Below are 15,492 nucleotides of genomic sequence, written 5' to 3' on the forward strand. Positions count from 1 at the left end.
ATGAGCAAGACCAATCCGAGACTCAGTAGCCTCATCGCTGACCTCAAGTCGACCGCCCGCGATTCGGGCGGCGACGTCTGGGGCGACGTGGCCGAGCGCTTAGAGAGTCCGCGGCGCACGCACGCAGAAGTCAACCTGGGTCGCATCGAGCGATACGCCCAGGAGGACGAGACCGTGGTCGTGCCCGGGAAGGTGCTCGGCAGTGGTGTCCTGCAGAAGGACGTCACCGTCGCCGCGGTCGACTTTTCGGGCACCGCCCGAACGAAGATCGACCAGGTCGGCGAGGCGGCATCGCTAGAACAGGTACTCGAGAACAACCCCGACGGAACGAACGTGCGGGTGATCCGATGAGTCGCGCCGAGTACGAGGCCGACGTCGTCGTCGACGCCCGCGACTGCATCCTCGGTCGCGTCGCGTCGCAGGTCGCCGAGCGCTCGCTCGACGGCGAGCGCGTGGCGGTCGTCAACGCCGAGCGTGCGGTCATCACCGGCAGCGAGGACGACGTCATCGGGACGTTCGAGACGCGCCGCGAGCTGGGGTCGGACCGCGGTCCGGCCTACCCGAAGCGCCCGGACGGCATCATGAAGCGGTCGATCCGCGGCATGATCCCGTACAAGACCACGCGCGGTCGCGAGGCCTTCGAGAACGTCCGCGTCTACATGGGCAACCCCTACGACGACGACGGCGAAGTCCTCGAGGGGACGTCGCTCGACCGGCTTTCGAACATCAAGTTCGTCTCGCTCGGCGAAGTGAGCGAGGCACTGGGAGCGAACAAAACATGGTAACGAACACGTCAGGAAAGAAGAAGACGGCCGTTGCCCGCGCGACGATCCGCGAGGGCGAGGGCCGTGTGCGTATCAACGCACAGCCAGTCGAGTTGACCGAGCCGGAACTGGCGCAGCTGAAGATGCTCGAACCGTTCCGCCTGGCCGACGACGAACTCCGAGAGGGGGTCGACGTCGAGGTGGACGTGGCGGGCGGCGGCGTCATGGGGCAGGCCGACGCGGCCCGCACCGCTATCGCTCGCGGACTCGTCCAGCACACGAACGACGCGGAACTCCGCGACGCGTTCATGGAGTTCGACCGTTCGCTGCTGGTGAACGACGTCCGCCAGAGCGAGTCCAAGAAGTGGGGCGGCCCCGGTGCACGGGCCCGCTACCAGAAGTCCTACAGGTGATATCGCCATGATGGTCCCGGTCCGGTGTTTCACGTGTGGTAACGTCGTCGGCGGCCACTGGGAGGAGTTCAAAGTCCGCACCCAGGAGGACGGCGAGGACCCCGAGCAGGTGCTCGACGACATCGGCGTCGAACGGCACTGCTGTCGGCGGATGCTCGTCTCCCACAAGGACCTGGTCGACATCGTCGCACCCTACCAATGAGCGAATCGTACAACCGCTACGAGAAAGCACGCATCATCGGCGCGCGAGCGCTGCAGGTGGCCTACGGGGCACCGGTGCTCGTCGACAGCGAGCAGACCCAGCCCATCCTGATCGCCGCCGAGGAGTACGACTCCGGTGCGCTCCCGTTCACCGTTCGACGAGGTGAGCAATGACGCTCGTCACCGACGTTCGACTGCGCCGCGTGCTCGACTCGCGGGGCAACCCGACGGTCGAGGCGGACGTGCTCACCGAGGAGGGCGGCTTCGGCCGCGCGGCCGCACCGAGCGGCGCCTCCACGGGCGAGTACGAGGCGATCGAACTGCCGGCCGGCGAGGCCATCGCCGCCGCTCGCGAGGACGCCATCCCCCGACTCGTCGGGGAGGTCCACGCGGGCAACCAGCGCGAGGTCGACGCCGCACTGCACGCCGCCGACGGCACCGACGACTTCTCGTCGATCGGCGCCAACAGCGCGGTCGCCATCTCGATGGCGGCCGCCAAGGCCGGCGCGAACGTGCTCGGCGCGCCCCTGTATCAGCATCTCGGGGGCACCTTCCGGGGCAACTCCTTCCCGATCCCGCTCGGGAACGTCATCGGCGGCGGCGAACACGCCGCCGACGCGACGGACATCCAGGAGTTCCTCTCGGCGCCGGTCGGCGCGCCGTCGGTCTCCGAGGCCATCTTCGCCAACGCGGCGGTCCACCAGAAGGTCCACGACATCCTCACGGAGCGCGACCTGCCCAGCGGCAAGGGCGACGAGGGCGCGTGGGCGCCGTCCATCGACGACTCGGAAGCGTTCGAGATCATGGACGAGGCGACCGGCGCGGTCGCCGACGAGGTCGGCTTCGAGATCCGCTTCGGCCTCGACGTGGCCGCGGCGGAGATGTACGACGAAGACGAGGGCGGATACGTGTACAGCGACCAGGTCCGCTCCACGGAGGAGCAGGTCGAGTACATGGCCGACCTCGTGCGCGAGTACGACCTCAAGTACGTCGAGGACCCGCTCGACGAGGACGACTACGAGGGCTTCGCGGACCTGACCGAGCAGGTCGGCGACCGGACGCTGGTCTGCGGCGACGACCTGTTCGTCACGAACGTCTCCCGGCTGGGTGACGGCATCCAGCAGGGCGCGGCCAACAGCATCCTGATCAAGCCGAACCAGATCGGGACGCTGTCGGACGCGTTCGACGCCATCGAACTGGCGGTCGAGAACCGGTACGGACACGTGGTCTCCCACCGCAGCGGCGAGACCGAAGACGCGACCATCGCACACCTCGCCGTCGCCACGGACGCGCCGTTCATCAAGACGGGCGCGGTCGGGGGCGAGCGCACTGCCAAGCTGAACGAACTCATCCGAATCGAGGACAACGCAGTATGAGCGGAAACGAAAACGAAGGCCTCGACGCCGCCGAATCCGACGTCGACCCGGACGTCGACGAGGAGACGGTAGCCACCGAGGCAGAGACTGAGGAATCGGCCGCTGGGGCCGACGATGTGGCCGAAGAAGACGAGGCGGCCGCCGAGGCCGACGAGGGGCCGGCCCTCGACGAGGACGTCATGCCCGACGAAGAGGCAGACCTCCTCATCCCCGTCGAGGACTACCTCGCGGCAGGTGTCCACATCGGTACCCAGCAGAAAACCAAGGACATGGACCGGTTCATCCACCGCGTCCGCACCGACGGCCTGTACGTGCTCGACGTGAGCATGACGGACAAGCGCATCCGGACGGCCGCTGACTTCCTGGCGAACTACGAGCCCGAGCAGATCCTCGTGGCCTCGTCGCGCCAGTACGGTCGGTTCCCGGCCGAGAAGTTCGCCGACGCCGTGGGCGCCCGCGCCCGCACCGGCCGCTTCATCCCGGGCACGCTGACCAACCCCGACTACGAGGGGTACATCGAGCCGGACGTCGTGGTCGTCACCGACCCGATCGGCGACGCCCAGGCCGTCAAGGAGGCCATCACCGTCGGCATCCCGGTCATCGCGATGTGCGACTCCAACAACCAGACCTCCAACGTGGATCTGGTCGTCCCGACCAACAACAAGGGGCGAAAGGCACTCTCCGTCGTCTACTGGCTGCTGGCCAACGAGACGCTGGACCGGCGCGGCGCCGAACCGGCCTACTCGCTCGACGACTTCGAGACCGAGATTTAACTGCGACTTTCGGACGTTTCTTTTTCGGTCCGCTTCGCCCGCGAGCGACCGCTCTCCTCGTCCTCACAGCGAGGTGCACGCAAGCTATTACCGACCGCAGTCCCGAGAGCGGGGTATGGACAGCCGTGACAGCGCGGCGCTCGGGTGGGCGGCGACGGCAGCGGTGTGGCTGCTCGGGATCCTCGCGGTCGCGCCGCTCGTGGGCGGCCACCCGCTGGCGGTCGCGGCGCAGGTGATTATCGAGGCGTCGCCGGGGTCGGTCGCGACGCTGGCGATCGAGACCCTGGGCTCGATGGCCCAGCCGGCGCTGATGGCGACGGTCGCGATCGCGGCGGTCGCGGGCGCAGCCGGTATCGCCGCCTTCGCCGAGGGGTACGGGACGAACCGAAGACAGCAGCGACTGCTCGTGCGCGGGGTGACGGTCGCGGTCGTCGTGCTGACGGCGGCGGGCTTTCGGGCGGCCGGCGATGGGATACTCTGGCGGTGGGCGCTCGCGACGGCGCTCGCCCTGCTCGGGCCCGCGTTGCTTCGGATTCTCGGCTCCGACCCCCGGCGGTCGGTCGGTCGGCGTCGCACGCTGCGGAACCTCGGCGGCGCCGTCGGGGTGGTCGCCGTCGGCGGGCTCGCCGCCCGGTCGGTCGGCGGTTCCGGGTCGGGCGAGGGCCCCGACCCGGGCGACTCGCTGGAGGCTGTCGCCGAGAAGCGCGAACAGGGGACCACGACGCCGGACACCGGGCGGACGGCGACGCCGGTCGCGGACCGGGGGAACGTCGAGACCCGCAGCGAGACCGAAGGCGTCGTGGTCTCCGTCGCGGACACGGACGCCGCGTTCGGGTACGACTTCGAGGGGATGCCCGCGGCGGTCGGGAGCGCCGAGAACCACTACGTCGTCGACAAGGCGGTCTCGAACCCCCGCGTCGACGCGGGCCGCTGGTCGCTCTCCGTGTCCGGGGCAGTCGAGGAGTCGTACGACCTCTCGTTCTCGGACCTCGTCTCGCATCCCGAGGCCCGCGACATGACCGTCACGACGGCGTGTATCTCCAACGACGTGGGCGGCGACCTCATCAGCACCGCCGAGTGGCGCGCGGTGCCGGTACGCGCGCTGCTGGAAGCGGCGGGCGTCGCCGGCCCGGCCGTCGACGTGGTGACGCGCGCGGCGGACGGGTACACGGAGGCGCTCCCGTGGGAGGTCGTCCGGGAGCGCGAGGACGTCGTGCTGGCGGTCGGGATGGACGGTCGGACCCTCCCCAGAGAGCACGGCTTCCCCGCGCGACTGCTCGTGCCCGGGCGATACGGCATGAAGTCGACGAAGTGGGTGGAAGGGATCGAGGTCAGCGTGTCCGAACACAGTGCCTACTGGGAGGCGCGCGGGTGGGTCGAGGAGGCCGTCGTGAACACGCTGTCGTACGTCCGCGGGGTCCAGCGCCGGGGCGACCGCGTCGCCGTCGGCGGAGTGGCCTACGCCGGGCGGCGAGGGATCGACGGGGTCGAAGTGAGTCTCGACGGCGGGGACTCCTGGGCCGACGCGACGCTCGAAGCCCCGCCCTCGCCCCACGCGTGGCGGCGGTTCCGACACGTCGTCGAACTGCCGGACTCCGGTCCGACGGAGGTCGTCGTCCGGGCGACCGACGGGACGGGAGCGCGCCAGACTCGCGAGCGGAGCGGCCCCCATCCCGGCGGATCGACCGGGTGGCACGGCGTCACCGTCTCGCTGTAGCCCTGAATCCTCGCTCGTGTCGGCCTGTGTACCAGTTTTAAGACCCCGCTGGGTGAACGGGGGTGCATGGACGAAGGCAACACGTTCCTCAACGCGCTCGTGGGCGCGGTGGTGACGGCGATAACTGCGGGGTTCGTCCCGTTCTCCCCGGTCCTCGGCGGGGCGCTGGCGGGGTACTTCCAGGGCGGGTCGCGCTCGGACGGGCTGAAAGTCGGCGCCATCTCCGGCGGGATCGCGCTGGTCCCGGTCGTCGGGATCATGTTTCTCGTCCTCAGCTTCATCGGGTTCGTCTCCGTCGGGAGCGGCGAAGGCGTGCTCCCGTTCGCCTTCGGCGGCGTCATCGTCGTGTTCGTCTTCGTCGCGCTGCTCGTCTACACCGTCGGACTGAGCGCGCTCGGCGGCTGGATCGGCAACTACGTCAAGTACGAGACCGACATCTAGCGCCGATCGATGACGACCGGCCGGGGCGACGGCGGTCGGTCAGACTCCGACCGAGACGACGCCGACCCGTCCGTCTCTCTCGGCGACCGCCACGGACCGCTGTGGGACGCCGGCTACGGCGCGGTCGTGACGCTCGTTCTCTCCGTGATCCCGTTCTCGCCGATAGCCGGCGGTGCGGCGGCCGCGGCCCGTCGCGGCGGTGGCTATCTCGGCGGCGTCGGGATCGGGACGCTCGCAGGCGTCTTCGCGGCGGTCCCGCTCGCGCTCGTCCTGATACCTGCCCTCCGCGTCGTCGCGTGGCTGGGCGTCGGGATATCGCCGTCGTCGCCCGCGTACGGTCCCTTTCTCGCGATCGTCGCGATGCTCTTTCTGGCGTACACCGTCGGGCTGTCGGCGGTGGGCGGGCTGGTCGGTGTCTGGACGGTCCGGCACACCGACCGGACGCTCGACCCGGCGCGGTGGCTGTAGCGGCGTTCGGAAACCCCTAACTCCCCGCGGGTTCGAGGGGCGGGCATGGTTACCGCGAGCGCGCCCGGGAAGGTCTATCTCTTCGGGGAGCACGCAGTGGTGTACGGCGAACCGGCGGTGCCCTGCGCCATCGACCGCCGCGCGCGGGTGACGGTCGAGGAGCGCGAGGACGACCACCTGCGAGTCCACGCCGAGGACCTGAGCCTCGACGGCTTCACCGTCGAGTACGGCGGGACGACCGACGCCGCCCCCGACGTGGACGTCTCCCAGTCGCTCGTCGAGGCCGCGACCGGCTACGTCGACGCCGCGGTCGAACAGGCCCGGGAGGCCGCCGGCACGCCGCGGGCGGGCTTCGACATCACCATCGAGAGCGAGATCCCGCTGGGCGCCGGCCTGGGGTCGTCGGCCGCCGTGACGGCGGCGGGCATCCTCGCGGCGACGCGCGAACTCGGCGCCGACCTCTCGACGAGAGAGGTCGCAGACCGAGCCTACCGAGCCGAACGCGCGGTGCAGGAGGGCAACGCCTCCCGCGCCGACACCTTCTGCTCGGCGACGGGCGGCGCGGTCCGGGTGGAGGGGGACGACTGCCGGTCACTCGACGCGCCCGAACTCCCGTTCGTCGTCGGGTTCGACGGCGGCGCCGGCGACACGGGCGCGCTCGTCGCGGGCGTGCGCGAACTGAAAGACGAGTACGACTTCGCCGCCGACACGGTGGCGGCCATCGGCGATCTGGTCCGCAACGGCGAGGCGGCGCTGGAAGCGGGCGATCTGGACGAGCTCGGACAGCTGATGGACTTCAACCACGGGCTGCTGTCGGCGCTGGGCGTCTCCTCGCGGTCGCTGGACTCGATGGTGTGGGCGGCCCGCGACGCCGGCGCGCTCGGCGCGAAACTGACGGGCGCGGGCGGCGGCGGCTGTGTCGTCGCGCTCGACGACAGCGAGGAGACCGAGACCGCGCTCCGCTATCTCCCGGGCTGCGAGGAGACGTTCCGGGCGGAACTCGACACCGACGGGGTCCGAGTGGAATGACGACCGTCCTCAAACTCGGCGGGAGCGTCGTCACGGAGAAGGACACGCCGGAGACAGTCGACGACGACGCCCTCGCGCGCGCTGCAGCGGCGGTCGCCGACGCGGAGGACGACGTCGTCGTCGTCCACGGCGGCGGGAGCTTCGGTCACCACGCCGCCGCCGAGCGCGGCGTCAGTTCGACCGAGGGGACGCGGTCGGCGGCCGACACGGTCGCCATCCACGGGGCGATGGGACGGCTCAACCGGGCCGTGCTCGACGCGCTCCACGAGGCGGGGGTCGAGGCGCTCCCCGTCCGACCGCTGTCCGTCGCCAGCCGAGACACCGAGGGCGAACTCTCGCTCCCGACCGGGAGCGTCGCGACGATGCTGGAGGAGGGGTTCACGCCCGTGCTCCACGGCGACGGGGTCGCTCACGCGGGCGCGGGTGTGACGATCACGAGCGGCGATGACCTCGTGGTCGCCATCGCGAGGGGGCTCTCGGTCGACCGCGTCGGCCTGTGTTCGACGGTCCCGGGCGTCCTCGACGGCGAGGGGGACGTCGTCGAGCGGATCGAGCGGTTCTCGGACGTGGCCGACGCCGTCGGTGCGAGCGAGGCGACGGACGTGACCGGCGGGATGGCCGCGAAGGTCGAGACGCTGCTCGGCCTGTCCGCACCGGCGCACGTCTTCGGTCCCGACGGGCTCGCGGCGTTCCTCGCGGGCGGATCCCCGGGCACCGTCGTCGACGGTCGCGACTGACGCCCGCCGACCGGTGATGGCTGACCGGAGACCCGCCGGTTATCAGGGAGCGTTCCCGTCGTCGTAACCTATTTGGCCGGGCTATGCAATGAGGGTGATATGACATCGGTCTCACGTGGAGCGGCATTTCGCTACGGCTTCTATCTCTTCTCGTACTGGCTGGGACTGCTCGTCTTCTGCGGCGCGCTGGTCGCCGGCGGCGGCTGGCTGCTGTATCAGCAGGTCGAGAGCGGCAGCGTCGGCTCGACCCGCGACGGCGCGCTCGCTGCCGTCGGCGGGTTCGCCGCCGTCCTCGGCGTCCTCGTCTACGGCGCGGGCCAGACTGGCCTCGCCTACAAACTCGTCGCGGACGCTACGGGTGTCGGCGTGGTCGGCGCGGTCGGCACGACTGCGGAGTCCGAGGACGCGGAGTCGGACGCCGAATCGGAGTCCGCGAACGGTGTCGCCGCGGCGGGCGGCGCCGCCGCGTCGGGAGACCCGCTCGAATCGGATAGCGAGCCGGTCGACCGACCCGAGCCACAGCCCCGCGAACCGGGAAGTGCGGGCCAGCGGAGCGGAGCGGCGGCCGAGGGCCGGTCGGACTCGTCGGGCGACGGCGCGACTGCTCCGGCCGACGGGTCCGTCGCCGACGACGCGGCGACCGACGACCGAACAGACGTGCCGACCGACGACGCGGCGACCGACGACCGACCGGACTCGCCGGTCGTCGAACCGTCGGCCGACGCCGATACGGAAGCCGTGACGTCCGAAACTGCCGCGGAGTCCGACGACGACCGGTCGACGACCGTTCTGCCGGTGGACGACGAGCCGGTTGACGACGCAACCGACGAGGAACCGGCCGACGAGCGGACAGGCGAGTCCGGGTCCGGTGAGTGGGGGCCCGCAGGCGTCGCCGCGGGCGGACCGCCGGACGGCGACGAACCGGGAGACGACTCCGCGGACGAATCACGAGCGGACGACGCGTCCGAACCCGACGACTCCTCCGTCGTGGAACCGGGCCCGGCGGAGAACGAGGCCGACGAGAGTTCCTCCGACGGACCGAGTGACGGCGGCGACGAGGGCGAGGGGCCGTTCCCCGAGGACGTCGCGAACGAGAGCGACATCGCGGAGGAACTGGGCTTCGGCCAGGGAGACGGTCCCGCTCCGACGGCCGGCGACGCCGACCAGTCGTTCCCGGGTACCGACGACGAACCCGAAGCGGACGCCGAACCGGAGGCCGCTCCGGCCGACGCTCCCGACCGGGAGGGGGATTCGGCACCCGTCGAACCGGTCGACGACGAACCGACCGACGACCGCGGCGACCCGCTGTTCGGTTCCGCCGACGAGAGCGACCCGCTCGCGTCGGACGACGGATCGGACGACGGGTCGGCCGACGACCTGTTCGCGGGCGACGATGCCGAGAGCGGCGACCCGCTCGCTCCGAGCGGCGGAGACGACGCCTCGCTTTCGTCTGAAGACGGTGCCGACGACGGGTCACTTCCGTCGGAGAGCGGGACCGACGACGACTCGCTTTCCTCGGAAGCAGCCGGTAACGGGGAGGAGAGCCCGGGAGACGACGAGGCCGCCGAACCGACCGGGTCCCCCGACCTGTTCTCGTCGGCGAACGGAGACTCGACAGACCCGCTGACGCGCGGCGACGAGGACGACCCGCTGGCACCCAACAGCGACACCGACCCGCTCGCGTCGGGCGCGGACGGCGCAGAGGGTTCGGTCGCTGAAGACCCGGCGGACGGGCTTTCCGGGGATTCGTCGACGGTGTCGGATTCCTCCGCGGACTCGGACGCGTTCGTCGCGGCCGACGAGGGTTCGGAGGAGGACGGCGACGAGGGCGCGGGAGCGGACGAGAGCGGGGGCGGCTGGACGACGGGGAGCGGGCACATGGGCGAGGAGTGACAGCGCGCGGAGACGAGCCGTACTCTTTTTAAAACCTCGACGTATAGGTGGAGATAACCGAGCATACGGCCGCCTGGGTCGCAGTAGGGGCGGCCGGCTGACGCATCGGGCGCCGATGCGTGCTGGACTCCGGCCATCGCCGGTGACGCGCGGGCCGCTGCGATTTCGCGGCTCTCGTGTCGACGGACCGGGACGGTTCGGAGCGCGGCAGTCACGCAAGCGTCCACTGTTCGCCGGCCGCCACCGCGTCCGCGGGCGAGCCTCCCTCGGAGTGCAAACCATGGAAATCGAAATCGCAACTATCGGCGGCTACGAGGAAGTCGGTCGCCAGATGACGGCAGTTCGTGCGGGCGACGACGTCGTGATCTTCGACATGGGCCTGAACCTGTCGAAGGTCCTCATCCACGACAACGTCGAGACCGAACGGATGCACAGCTTGGACCTGATCGACATGGGCGCGATCCCCGACGACCGCGTCATGTCCGACCTGGAAGGTGACGTGAAGGCCATCGTACCGACACACGGCCACCTCGACCACATCGCGGCCATCCCGAAACTGGCCCACCGCTACGACGCGCCGATCGTCGCCTCGCCGTTCACGCTCGCGCTCGTCGAACAGCAGATCAAGAGCGAGGAGAAGTTCGGCGTCCAGAACGACCTCGTCGAGATGGAAGCCGGCGAGACGATGAGCATCGGCGAGGAGAACGAACTCGAGTTCGTCAACGTCACTCACTCGATCATCGACGCGATCAACCCGGTCCTCCACACCCCCGAGGGCGCTATCGTCTACGGGCTGGACAAGCGCATGGACCACTCGCCGGTCATCGGCGACCCCATCGACATGGACCGGTTCCGCGAGATCGGCGAGGAAGGCGTCCTCTGCTACATCGAGGACTGTACCAACGCGAACAAGAAGGGACGCACCCCCTCGGAGTCCGTCGCGCGCAAGCACCTGAAAGACGTGATGTACAGTCTGGAGGACTACGACGGCGGCATCGTCGCCACGACCTTCAGTTCCCACATCGCGCGCGTCACCTCGCTCGTCGAGTTCGCCGAGGACATCGGGCGCCAGCCCGTCCTCCTCGGTCGCTCGATGGAGAAGTACTCGGGCACTGCAGAGCGACTCGACTTCGTCGACTTCCCGGACGACCTGGGGATGTACGGCCACCGCAAGTCCGTCGACCGCACGTTCAAGCGGATCATGAACGAGGGCAAGGAGAACTACCTCCCCATCGTGACGGGCCACCAGGGCGAACCGCGCGCCATGCTCACCCGCATGGGCCGCGGCGAGACGCCCTACGAACTGGACGACGGCGACAAGGTCATCTTCTCGGCGCGGGTCATCCCCGAGCCGACCAACGAGGGCCAGCGCTACCAGAGCGAGCGCCTGCTGGGGATGCAGGGCGCGCGCATCTACGACGACATCCACGTGTCGGGCCACCTCTGCAAGGAGGGCCACTACGAGATGCTCGACGCGCTCCAGCCTGAGAACGTCATCCCGGCCCATCAGGACATGAGTGGGTACGCCGACTACGTCGACCTCGCGGAGAGCGAGGGATACAAGCTGGGCGAGGACCTGCACGTCACCCGCAACGGCAACATGATCCAGCTGGTCGAGTGAGATGAACGGGCAGTCCCAGGCGGCCGTCGAGCGGGCTATCGTCGAGCGCCGTGAGCTGGTCAACGAGGCCATCGCGGTCGAACTCCCGGTCGAGCATCCCGAGCGCCTCTACGAGGCGACGCGGTACCTGCTCGATGCCGGCGGGAAGCGGCTCCGACCGACCGTCCTCCTGCTGGTCGCGGAGTCGCTCGCCGACGTGGACGCCGACGCCGTCGACTACCGGTCGTTCCCGGTCGGTGACGACGCGGTCGACATGTTGCGGGCCGCGGTGAGCGTCGAGGTCATCCAGACGTTCACGCTCATCCACGACGACATCATGGACGACGACGACCTGCGGCGCGGCGTCCCGTCGGTCCACCGCGAGTACGACCTCTCGACGGCGATCCTCGCCGGGGACACCCTCTACTCGAAAGCCTTCCAGCAACTGCTCGAGACCGGCGCCGACCCCGCCGACACCAACACGGCGGCGCTGGAACTCGCCACCACCTGCACGAAGATCTGTGAGGGCCAGTCGCTCGACATCGACTTCGAGTCCCGCGGCGCCGTCTCGACCGACGAGTACCTCGAGATGGTCGAACTGAAGACCGCCGTGCTGTACGCCGCCAGCGCCGCCATCGCCGCGACGCTGCTCGGCGCCGACGACGAGACCGTCGACTCGCTGTACGGCTACGGCCTCGACGTCGGTCGCGCCTTCCAGATCCAGGACGACCTCCTCGATCTGACCACGCCGAGCGAGAAACTCGGCAAACAGCGCGGCTCCGACCTCGTGGAGGGCAAGCAGACGCTCATCACGCTGCACGCCCGCGAGCAGGGCGTCGACGTCGACGACCTCGTCGAGACCGACTCCGTCGAGGCCGTCGACGAAGCGGAGATCGAGGCCGCCGTCGACCGCCTCCACGACGTGGGCAGCATCGAGTACGCCCGCGAGACCGCCCGAGAACTGATCGTCAGCGGGAAGGACAACCTGAAAGTCCTCCCCGACAACGACGCGCGCGACCGACTCGAGGACATCGCCGACTACCTCATCGAACGCGAGTACTGACCCCGGATCCCCTCGGTCTTCTCGACGGCACCAGACGACCGCGAGTCCCGACGTCGGGGAACGTTCTTCCGCGACGAGCCCCTACTGCGTCCGTGTCCGACGACGACCTCACCGGCCCGTGGGTGCTCGCGCTCGGGGCGCTCGCGGTCGGCGTGGCCGCCGTCGCGGCGAGAGCGCTCCGACGGCGCGGAGACGACGACGAGCCCGGCGAGCCTGACGAGTTCGGCGAGCCCAAAGAGCCCGACGAGCCCGACGAGACGGCGCGACGCGACTGAGTCGGGACGGGGGCGGCCGCGGCCGCTCGGTCGGCGGAGCCGCGTCCGTTACAGGAATTTTAGGTCTCGTGCCCGTATCACCGGTATGCCGCGTCTGGCCGACGTCCTCGACGCCGCGCTCACGGCGGCGCGGGTCGCGGACGAGCACGACATCAAGTACCCCGCGGCCGCGTTCGCCTACTACGCGTTCGTCTCGTTTCTCCCGGTGACGGTGCTGGCGCTGGCGGTCCTCGGCGATCGGTCGGCCGCAGAGGTCCGGGCCGCGATGCCGCGGTTGCTGACGCCGGAGGCCCGGCGACTCGTCACGGAATCGATCGGGACGGCCTCCGGGCGGACCGGGGCGACGATGCTCGCCATCGTCGTGTTCGCCTGGAGCGGCGCGAACATGGGCGTGGACTTCCAGTCGGTCGTCGAACGCGTCGAGGGGACCGACGAGCCACCCCTGGTCGAACAGCTCCGCGACGCCGTCCGCGTCCTCGGGTCGCTCTCGCTGGCGGCGCTGGCAGTCGTCTTCACCGGCGGGGTCTTCTCGCAACTGTCGGCCGGCCCGCTCACCGCGGTCGCCTGGCCGCTCGTGCTTCTGGGCGTGCTCGTCCTCGCGTTCCTCCCGCTGTACTACCTTCCCTCGACGCTCGTCACGTCACCGTCGGGCGCGTTACCGGGGGCGCTCACGGCCGCGGTCGGATGGACGGTCCTGATACTCGGCATCCAGTTCTACGTCGCGAACGCCGGCCAGTACGCGCTCTACGGCATCCTCAGCGGCGTGATCCTCATCCTGACGAGCCTCTACCTCGCCGCGCTCGTCCTCATGCTCGGCGTGGTCGTCAACGCGACGCGGAACCGCGAGGATCGGTCGAACTGACTCGGGGGACGGTCGCCGACCTGCCGACGGCAGTGTCGGTGCGCAGGACGGAAGCGACGGACAGCAGTCGCGACGTCGAACCCAACGCGGTTTTTACGCGGGGGCGAGAACCCACGCCCAATGGACGACGACGTACGCGAGCAGGCCGAGGAGGCCGCCGAGGTGAACGCGCTGTTCAACGCGCTGAAACACGACAGCGACGCACAGGTGGGCGCTATCATGGGCCCGCTGATGGGCCAGAACCCCGACTTCCGGGAGTACGGCGACCAGATGGCGGGTGTCGTCGCGCCGGTGGTCGAGCGGGTCAACGGGATGAGTGCGTCGGAACAGCGCGAGCGACTCGCCGAACTCGCCCCGGAGAAGGTCGAGGAACTCGACGCCGAGGAGGAGGAAGACGACCAGATCCTTCCAGATCTACCGAACGTCGACGAGCACGACGAGGTGCGGATGCGCATGGCACCCAACCCGAACGGGCCGTGGCACCTCGGGAGCGCGCGGATGCCGTCGGTCATCGGGACGTACAAGGAGATGTACGACGGCTGGATGCTCTGCCGGTTCGACGACACCGACCCCGAGACAAAGCGGCCGGACCTGGACGCCTACGACGAGATTCTGGAGGCCGTCGACTTCCTCGGCTTCGAACCGGACGAGGTGATCAAGGCCAGCGACCGCCTCGACGTCTACTACGACCACGCGCGAGAGCTGATCGACCTCGGTGGCGCGTACACCTGCTCCTGTTCCGGCGAGGCGTTCTCCGACATGAAGAACTCCGGGGAGGCCTGCCCCCACCGGGACAAGGACAGCGAGACCGTCCACGAGGAGTTCGAGGACATGGTCGCGGGCGAGTACGAGAGCGGCGAGATGGTCCTGCGGGTGAAGACCGACATCACGCACAAGAACCCCGCACTGCGGGACTTCGTCGCCTTCAGGATGATCGACACGCCCCACCCCCGCGAGGAGGCCGCCGAGTACCGCTGCTGGCCGATGCTGGACTTCCAGAGCGGGATCGACGACCACCTGACCGGGATCACGCACATCATCCGCGGGATCGACCTGCAGGACTCGGCCAAGCGCCAGGGGTTCGTCTACGACTACTTCGGCTGGGAGTACCCCGAGGTCGTCCACTGGGGGCACGTCCAGATCGACGCCTACGACGTGCCGATGAGCACGTCGACCATCATCGAGAAGATCGAAGCGGGCGACCTGACGGGATGGGACGACCCGCGCGCGCCGACCATCGCGAGCCTGCGCCGACGCGGCATCCGCGGCGAGGCCATCGTCGACGCGATGGTCGAACTGGGCACGTCGTCGTCGAACGTCGACCTCGCGATGTCGTCCATCTACGCGAACAACCGCGACATGATCGACGAGGAGACCGACCGCGCATTCCTCGTGCGCGAGGACGGGCCGGACGTCGAGGGAGCGGTCACGATGCCGGTCTCCGGCGGTCCCGACGCGGCGGAACCGCCCGTCCACCCGAACCACGAGGACCGCGGGCGACGACACGTGCCCGTCGACGACGCGGTGATGCTCGAAGCGGGCGACGTCCCCGAAGCCGGCGAGCGCGTCTGGCTCAAGGGCTTCGGCTGCGTCCGCCGCGAGGACGGGGCACTGGTCGCGACCGGCGACGACCTCGACGTGGTCCGGGCGGGCGACGTGCCGGTCGTCCACTGGGCGCCCGCCGACGGCCCGCGGATCCGCCTGCGGACGATGGACGGCGACGTGACCGGCGTCGCCGAGCCCGGCGTCGTCGAGTACGACGAGGACACGATGCTCCAGTTCGAACGCGTCGGGTTCGCCCGCCTCGACGACCTCGACAGCGACCCCGCCGTCGCCTACTACGCACATCCCTGACCGCTGCGTCGACGACGTTACGGCTC

The 15,492-nt window shown here is 69.8% G+C and carries 18 protein-coding genes; all 18 read left to right on the top strand.

All coding sequences use genetic code 11. From position 1 onward, the window contains the following. Positions 1-351: a 50S ribosomal protein L18e gene (locus tag D1409_RS12505; protein WP_123537318.1), complete on the top strand. Its 351-nt coding sequence runs from the start codon at positions 1-3 to the stop codon at positions 349-351. Continuing rightward, positions 348-785 carry a 50S ribosomal protein L13 gene (locus tag D1409_RS12510; RefSeq protein ID WP_123537319.1) on the top strand — a complete coding sequence of 146 codons (438 nt, stop codon included), beginning with the start codon at positions 348-350 and terminating at the stop codon, positions 783-785. The genes D1409_RS12505 and D1409_RS12510 overlap by 4 nt, the downstream gene beginning before the upstream one ends. Beyond that, positions 779-1,177, top strand: a complete 399-nt coding sequence (locus D1409_RS12515) for a 30S ribosomal protein S9 (RefSeq protein ID WP_123537320.1) — start codon at positions 779-781, stop codon at positions 1,175-1,177. The genes D1409_RS12510 and D1409_RS12515 overlap by 7 nt, the downstream gene beginning before the upstream one ends. Before the next feature lie 7 nt (positions 1,178-1,184). After that, positions 1,185-1,379 (top strand): DNA-directed RNA polymerase subunit N, encoded by a 195-nt coding sequence (locus D1409_RS12520; protein WP_123537321.1) that lies wholly within the window; start codon positions 1,185-1,187, stop codon positions 1,377-1,379. Continuing rightward, positions 1,376-1,552 (top strand): DNA-directed RNA polymerase subunit K, encoded by a 177-nt coding sequence (locus D1409_RS12525; RefSeq protein WP_123537322.1) that lies wholly within the window; start codon positions 1,376-1,378, stop codon positions 1,550-1,552. Before D1409_RS12520 ends, D1409_RS12525 begins: the two co-directional genes overlap by 4 nt. Further along, positions 1,549-2,754: a phosphopyruvate hydratase gene (gene eno / locus D1409_RS12530; RefSeq protein WP_123537323.1), complete on the top strand. Its 1,206-nt coding sequence runs from the start codon at positions 1,549-1,551 to the stop codon at positions 2,752-2,754. The genes D1409_RS12525 and eno overlap by 4 nt, the downstream gene beginning before the upstream one ends. After that, positions 2,751-3,527: a 30S ribosomal protein S2 gene (rpsB, locus tag D1409_RS12535; protein ID WP_123537324.1), complete on the top strand. Its 777-nt coding sequence runs from the start codon at positions 2,751-2,753 to the stop codon at positions 3,525-3,527. The genes eno and rpsB overlap by 4 nt, the downstream gene beginning before the upstream one ends. A 115-nt stretch (positions 3,528-3,642) precedes the next feature. Further along, complete coding sequence (locus D1409_RS12540) at positions 3,643-5,244, top strand: molybdopterin-dependent oxidoreductase (protein WP_123537325.1); 1,602 nt, start codon at positions 3,643-3,645, stop codon at positions 5,242-5,244. Positions 5,245-5,310: 66 nt separating this feature from the next. Continuing rightward, positions 5,311-5,685, top strand: a complete 375-nt coding sequence (locus tag D1409_RS12545; protein ID WP_123537326.1) for a DUF5518 domain-containing protein — start codon at positions 5,311-5,313, stop codon at positions 5,683-5,685. A 9-nt stretch (positions 5,686-5,694) separates the two neighbouring features. Continuing rightward, positions 5,695-6,153: a DUF5518 domain-containing protein gene (locus tag D1409_RS12550; RefSeq protein WP_164471667.1), complete on the top strand. Its 459-nt coding sequence runs from the start codon at positions 5,695-5,697 to the stop codon at positions 6,151-6,153. Positions 6,154-6,198: 45 nt separating this feature from the next. After that, positions 6,199-7,182 carry a mevalonate kinase gene (gene mvk / locus D1409_RS12555; protein WP_123537327.1) on the top strand — a complete coding sequence of 328 codons (984 nt, stop codon included), beginning with the start codon at positions 6,199-6,201 and terminating at the stop codon, positions 7,180-7,182. Continuing rightward, on the top strand, positions 7,179-7,919 hold the full coding sequence (locus D1409_RS12560) for an isopentenyl phosphate kinase (RefSeq protein ID WP_123537328.1): 741 nt from the start codon (positions 7,179-7,181) through the stop codon (positions 7,917-7,919). Before mvk ends, D1409_RS12560 begins: the two co-directional genes overlap by 4 nt. A 99-nt stretch (positions 7,920-8,018) precedes the next feature. Continuing rightward, positions 8,019-9,812, top strand: coding sequence for a hypothetical protein (locus D1409_RS12565; RefSeq protein ID WP_123537329.1), 1,794 nt, complete (start codon positions 8,019-8,021; stop codon positions 9,810-9,812). Between the two features lie 280 nt (positions 9,813-10,092). Beyond that, positions 10,093-11,433 (top strand): ribonuclease J, encoded by a 1,341-nt coding sequence (locus D1409_RS12570; RefSeq protein ID WP_123537330.1) that lies wholly within the window; start codon positions 10,093-10,095, stop codon positions 11,431-11,433. A 1-nt stretch (position 11,434) separates the two neighbouring features. Beyond that, the gene (gene idsA3 / locus D1409_RS12575; protein WP_123537331.1) at positions 11,435-12,475 is read left to right on the top strand and encodes a geranylfarnesyl diphosphate synthase; all 1,041 of its coding nucleotides are present in this window, start codon (positions 11,435-11,437) and stop codon (positions 12,473-12,475) included. Positions 12,476-12,567: 92 nt separating this feature from the next. Beyond that, entirely contained in the window at positions 12,568-12,750 is a 183-nt protein-coding gene (locus tag D1409_RS12580; RefSeq protein ID WP_123537332.1) for a hypothetical protein, read from the top strand. 85 nt (positions 12,751-12,835) lie between these two features. Further along, the gene (locus D1409_RS12585; protein ID WP_123537333.1) at positions 12,836-13,612 is read left to right on the top strand and encodes a YihY/virulence factor BrkB family protein; all 777 of its coding nucleotides are present in this window, start codon (positions 12,836-12,838) and stop codon (positions 13,610-13,612) included. A gap of 120 nt (positions 13,613-13,732) precedes the next feature. Next, positions 13,733-15,466, top strand: a complete 1,734-nt coding sequence (locus D1409_RS12590; protein ID WP_123537334.1) for a glutamate--tRNA ligase — start codon at positions 13,733-13,735, stop codon at positions 15,464-15,466. Positions 15,467-15,492: the final 26 nt, after the last annotated feature.

Source organism: Halosimplex salinum, assembly GCF_003730195.1.
Classification (GTDB): domain Archaea; phylum Halobacteriota; class Halobacteria; order Halobacteriales; family Haloarculaceae; genus Halosimplex; species Halosimplex salinum.

Coding starts and splice junctions, on each gene's coding strand:
- D1409_RS12505 (WP_123537318.1), top strand. CDS start 1: ATGAGCAAGACCAATCCGAGACTCAGTAGCCTCATCGCTGACCTCAAG.
- D1409_RS12510 (WP_123537319.1), top strand. CDS start 348: ATGAGTCGCGCCGAGTACGAGGCCGACGTCGTCGTCGACGCCCGCGAC.
- D1409_RS12515 (WP_123537320.1), top strand. CDS start 779: ATGGTAACGAACACGTCAGGAAAGAAGAAGACGGCCGTTGCCCGCGCG.
- D1409_RS12520 (WP_123537321.1), top strand. CDS start 1,185: ATGATGGTCCCGGTCCGGTGTTTCACGTGTGGTAACGTCGTCGGCGGC.
- D1409_RS12525 (WP_123537322.1), top strand. CDS start 1,376: ATGAGCGAATCGTACAACCGCTACGAGAAAGCACGCATCATCGGCGCG.
- eno (WP_123537323.1), top strand. CDS start 1,549: ATGACGCTCGTCACCGACGTTCGACTGCGCCGCGTGCTCGACTCGCGG.
- rpsB (WP_123537324.1), top strand. CDS start 2,751: ATGAGCGGAAACGAAAACGAAGGCCTCGACGCCGCCGAATCCGACGTC.
- D1409_RS12540 (WP_123537325.1), top strand. CDS start 3,643: ATGGACAGCCGTGACAGCGCGGCGCTCGGGTGGGCGGCGACGGCAGCG.
- D1409_RS12545 (WP_123537326.1), top strand. CDS start 5,311: ATGGACGAAGGCAACACGTTCCTCAACGCGCTCGTGGGCGCGGTGGTG.
- D1409_RS12550 (WP_164471667.1), top strand. CDS start 5,695: ATGACGACCGGCCGGGGCGACGGCGGTCGGTCAGACTCCGACCGAGAC.
- mvk (WP_123537327.1), top strand. CDS start 6,199: ATGGTTACCGCGAGCGCGCCCGGGAAGGTCTATCTCTTCGGGGAGCAC.
- D1409_RS12560 (WP_123537328.1), top strand. CDS start 7,179: ATGACGACCGTCCTCAAACTCGGCGGGAGCGTCGTCACGGAGAAGGAC.
- D1409_RS12565 (WP_123537329.1), top strand. CDS start 8,019: ATGACATCGGTCTCACGTGGAGCGGCATTTCGCTACGGCTTCTATCTC.
- D1409_RS12570 (WP_123537330.1), top strand. CDS start 10,093: ATGGAAATCGAAATCGCAACTATCGGCGGCTACGAGGAAGTCGGTCGC.
- idsA3 (WP_123537331.1), top strand. CDS start 11,435: ATGAACGGGCAGTCCCAGGCGGCCGTCGAGCGGGCTATCGTCGAGCGC.
- D1409_RS12585 (WP_123537333.1), top strand. CDS start 12,836: ATGCCGCGTCTGGCCGACGTCCTCGACGCCGCGCTCACGGCGGCGCGG.
- D1409_RS12590 (WP_123537334.1), top strand. CDS start 13,733: ATGGACGACGACGTACGCGAGCAGGCCGAGGAGGCCGCCGAGGTGAAC.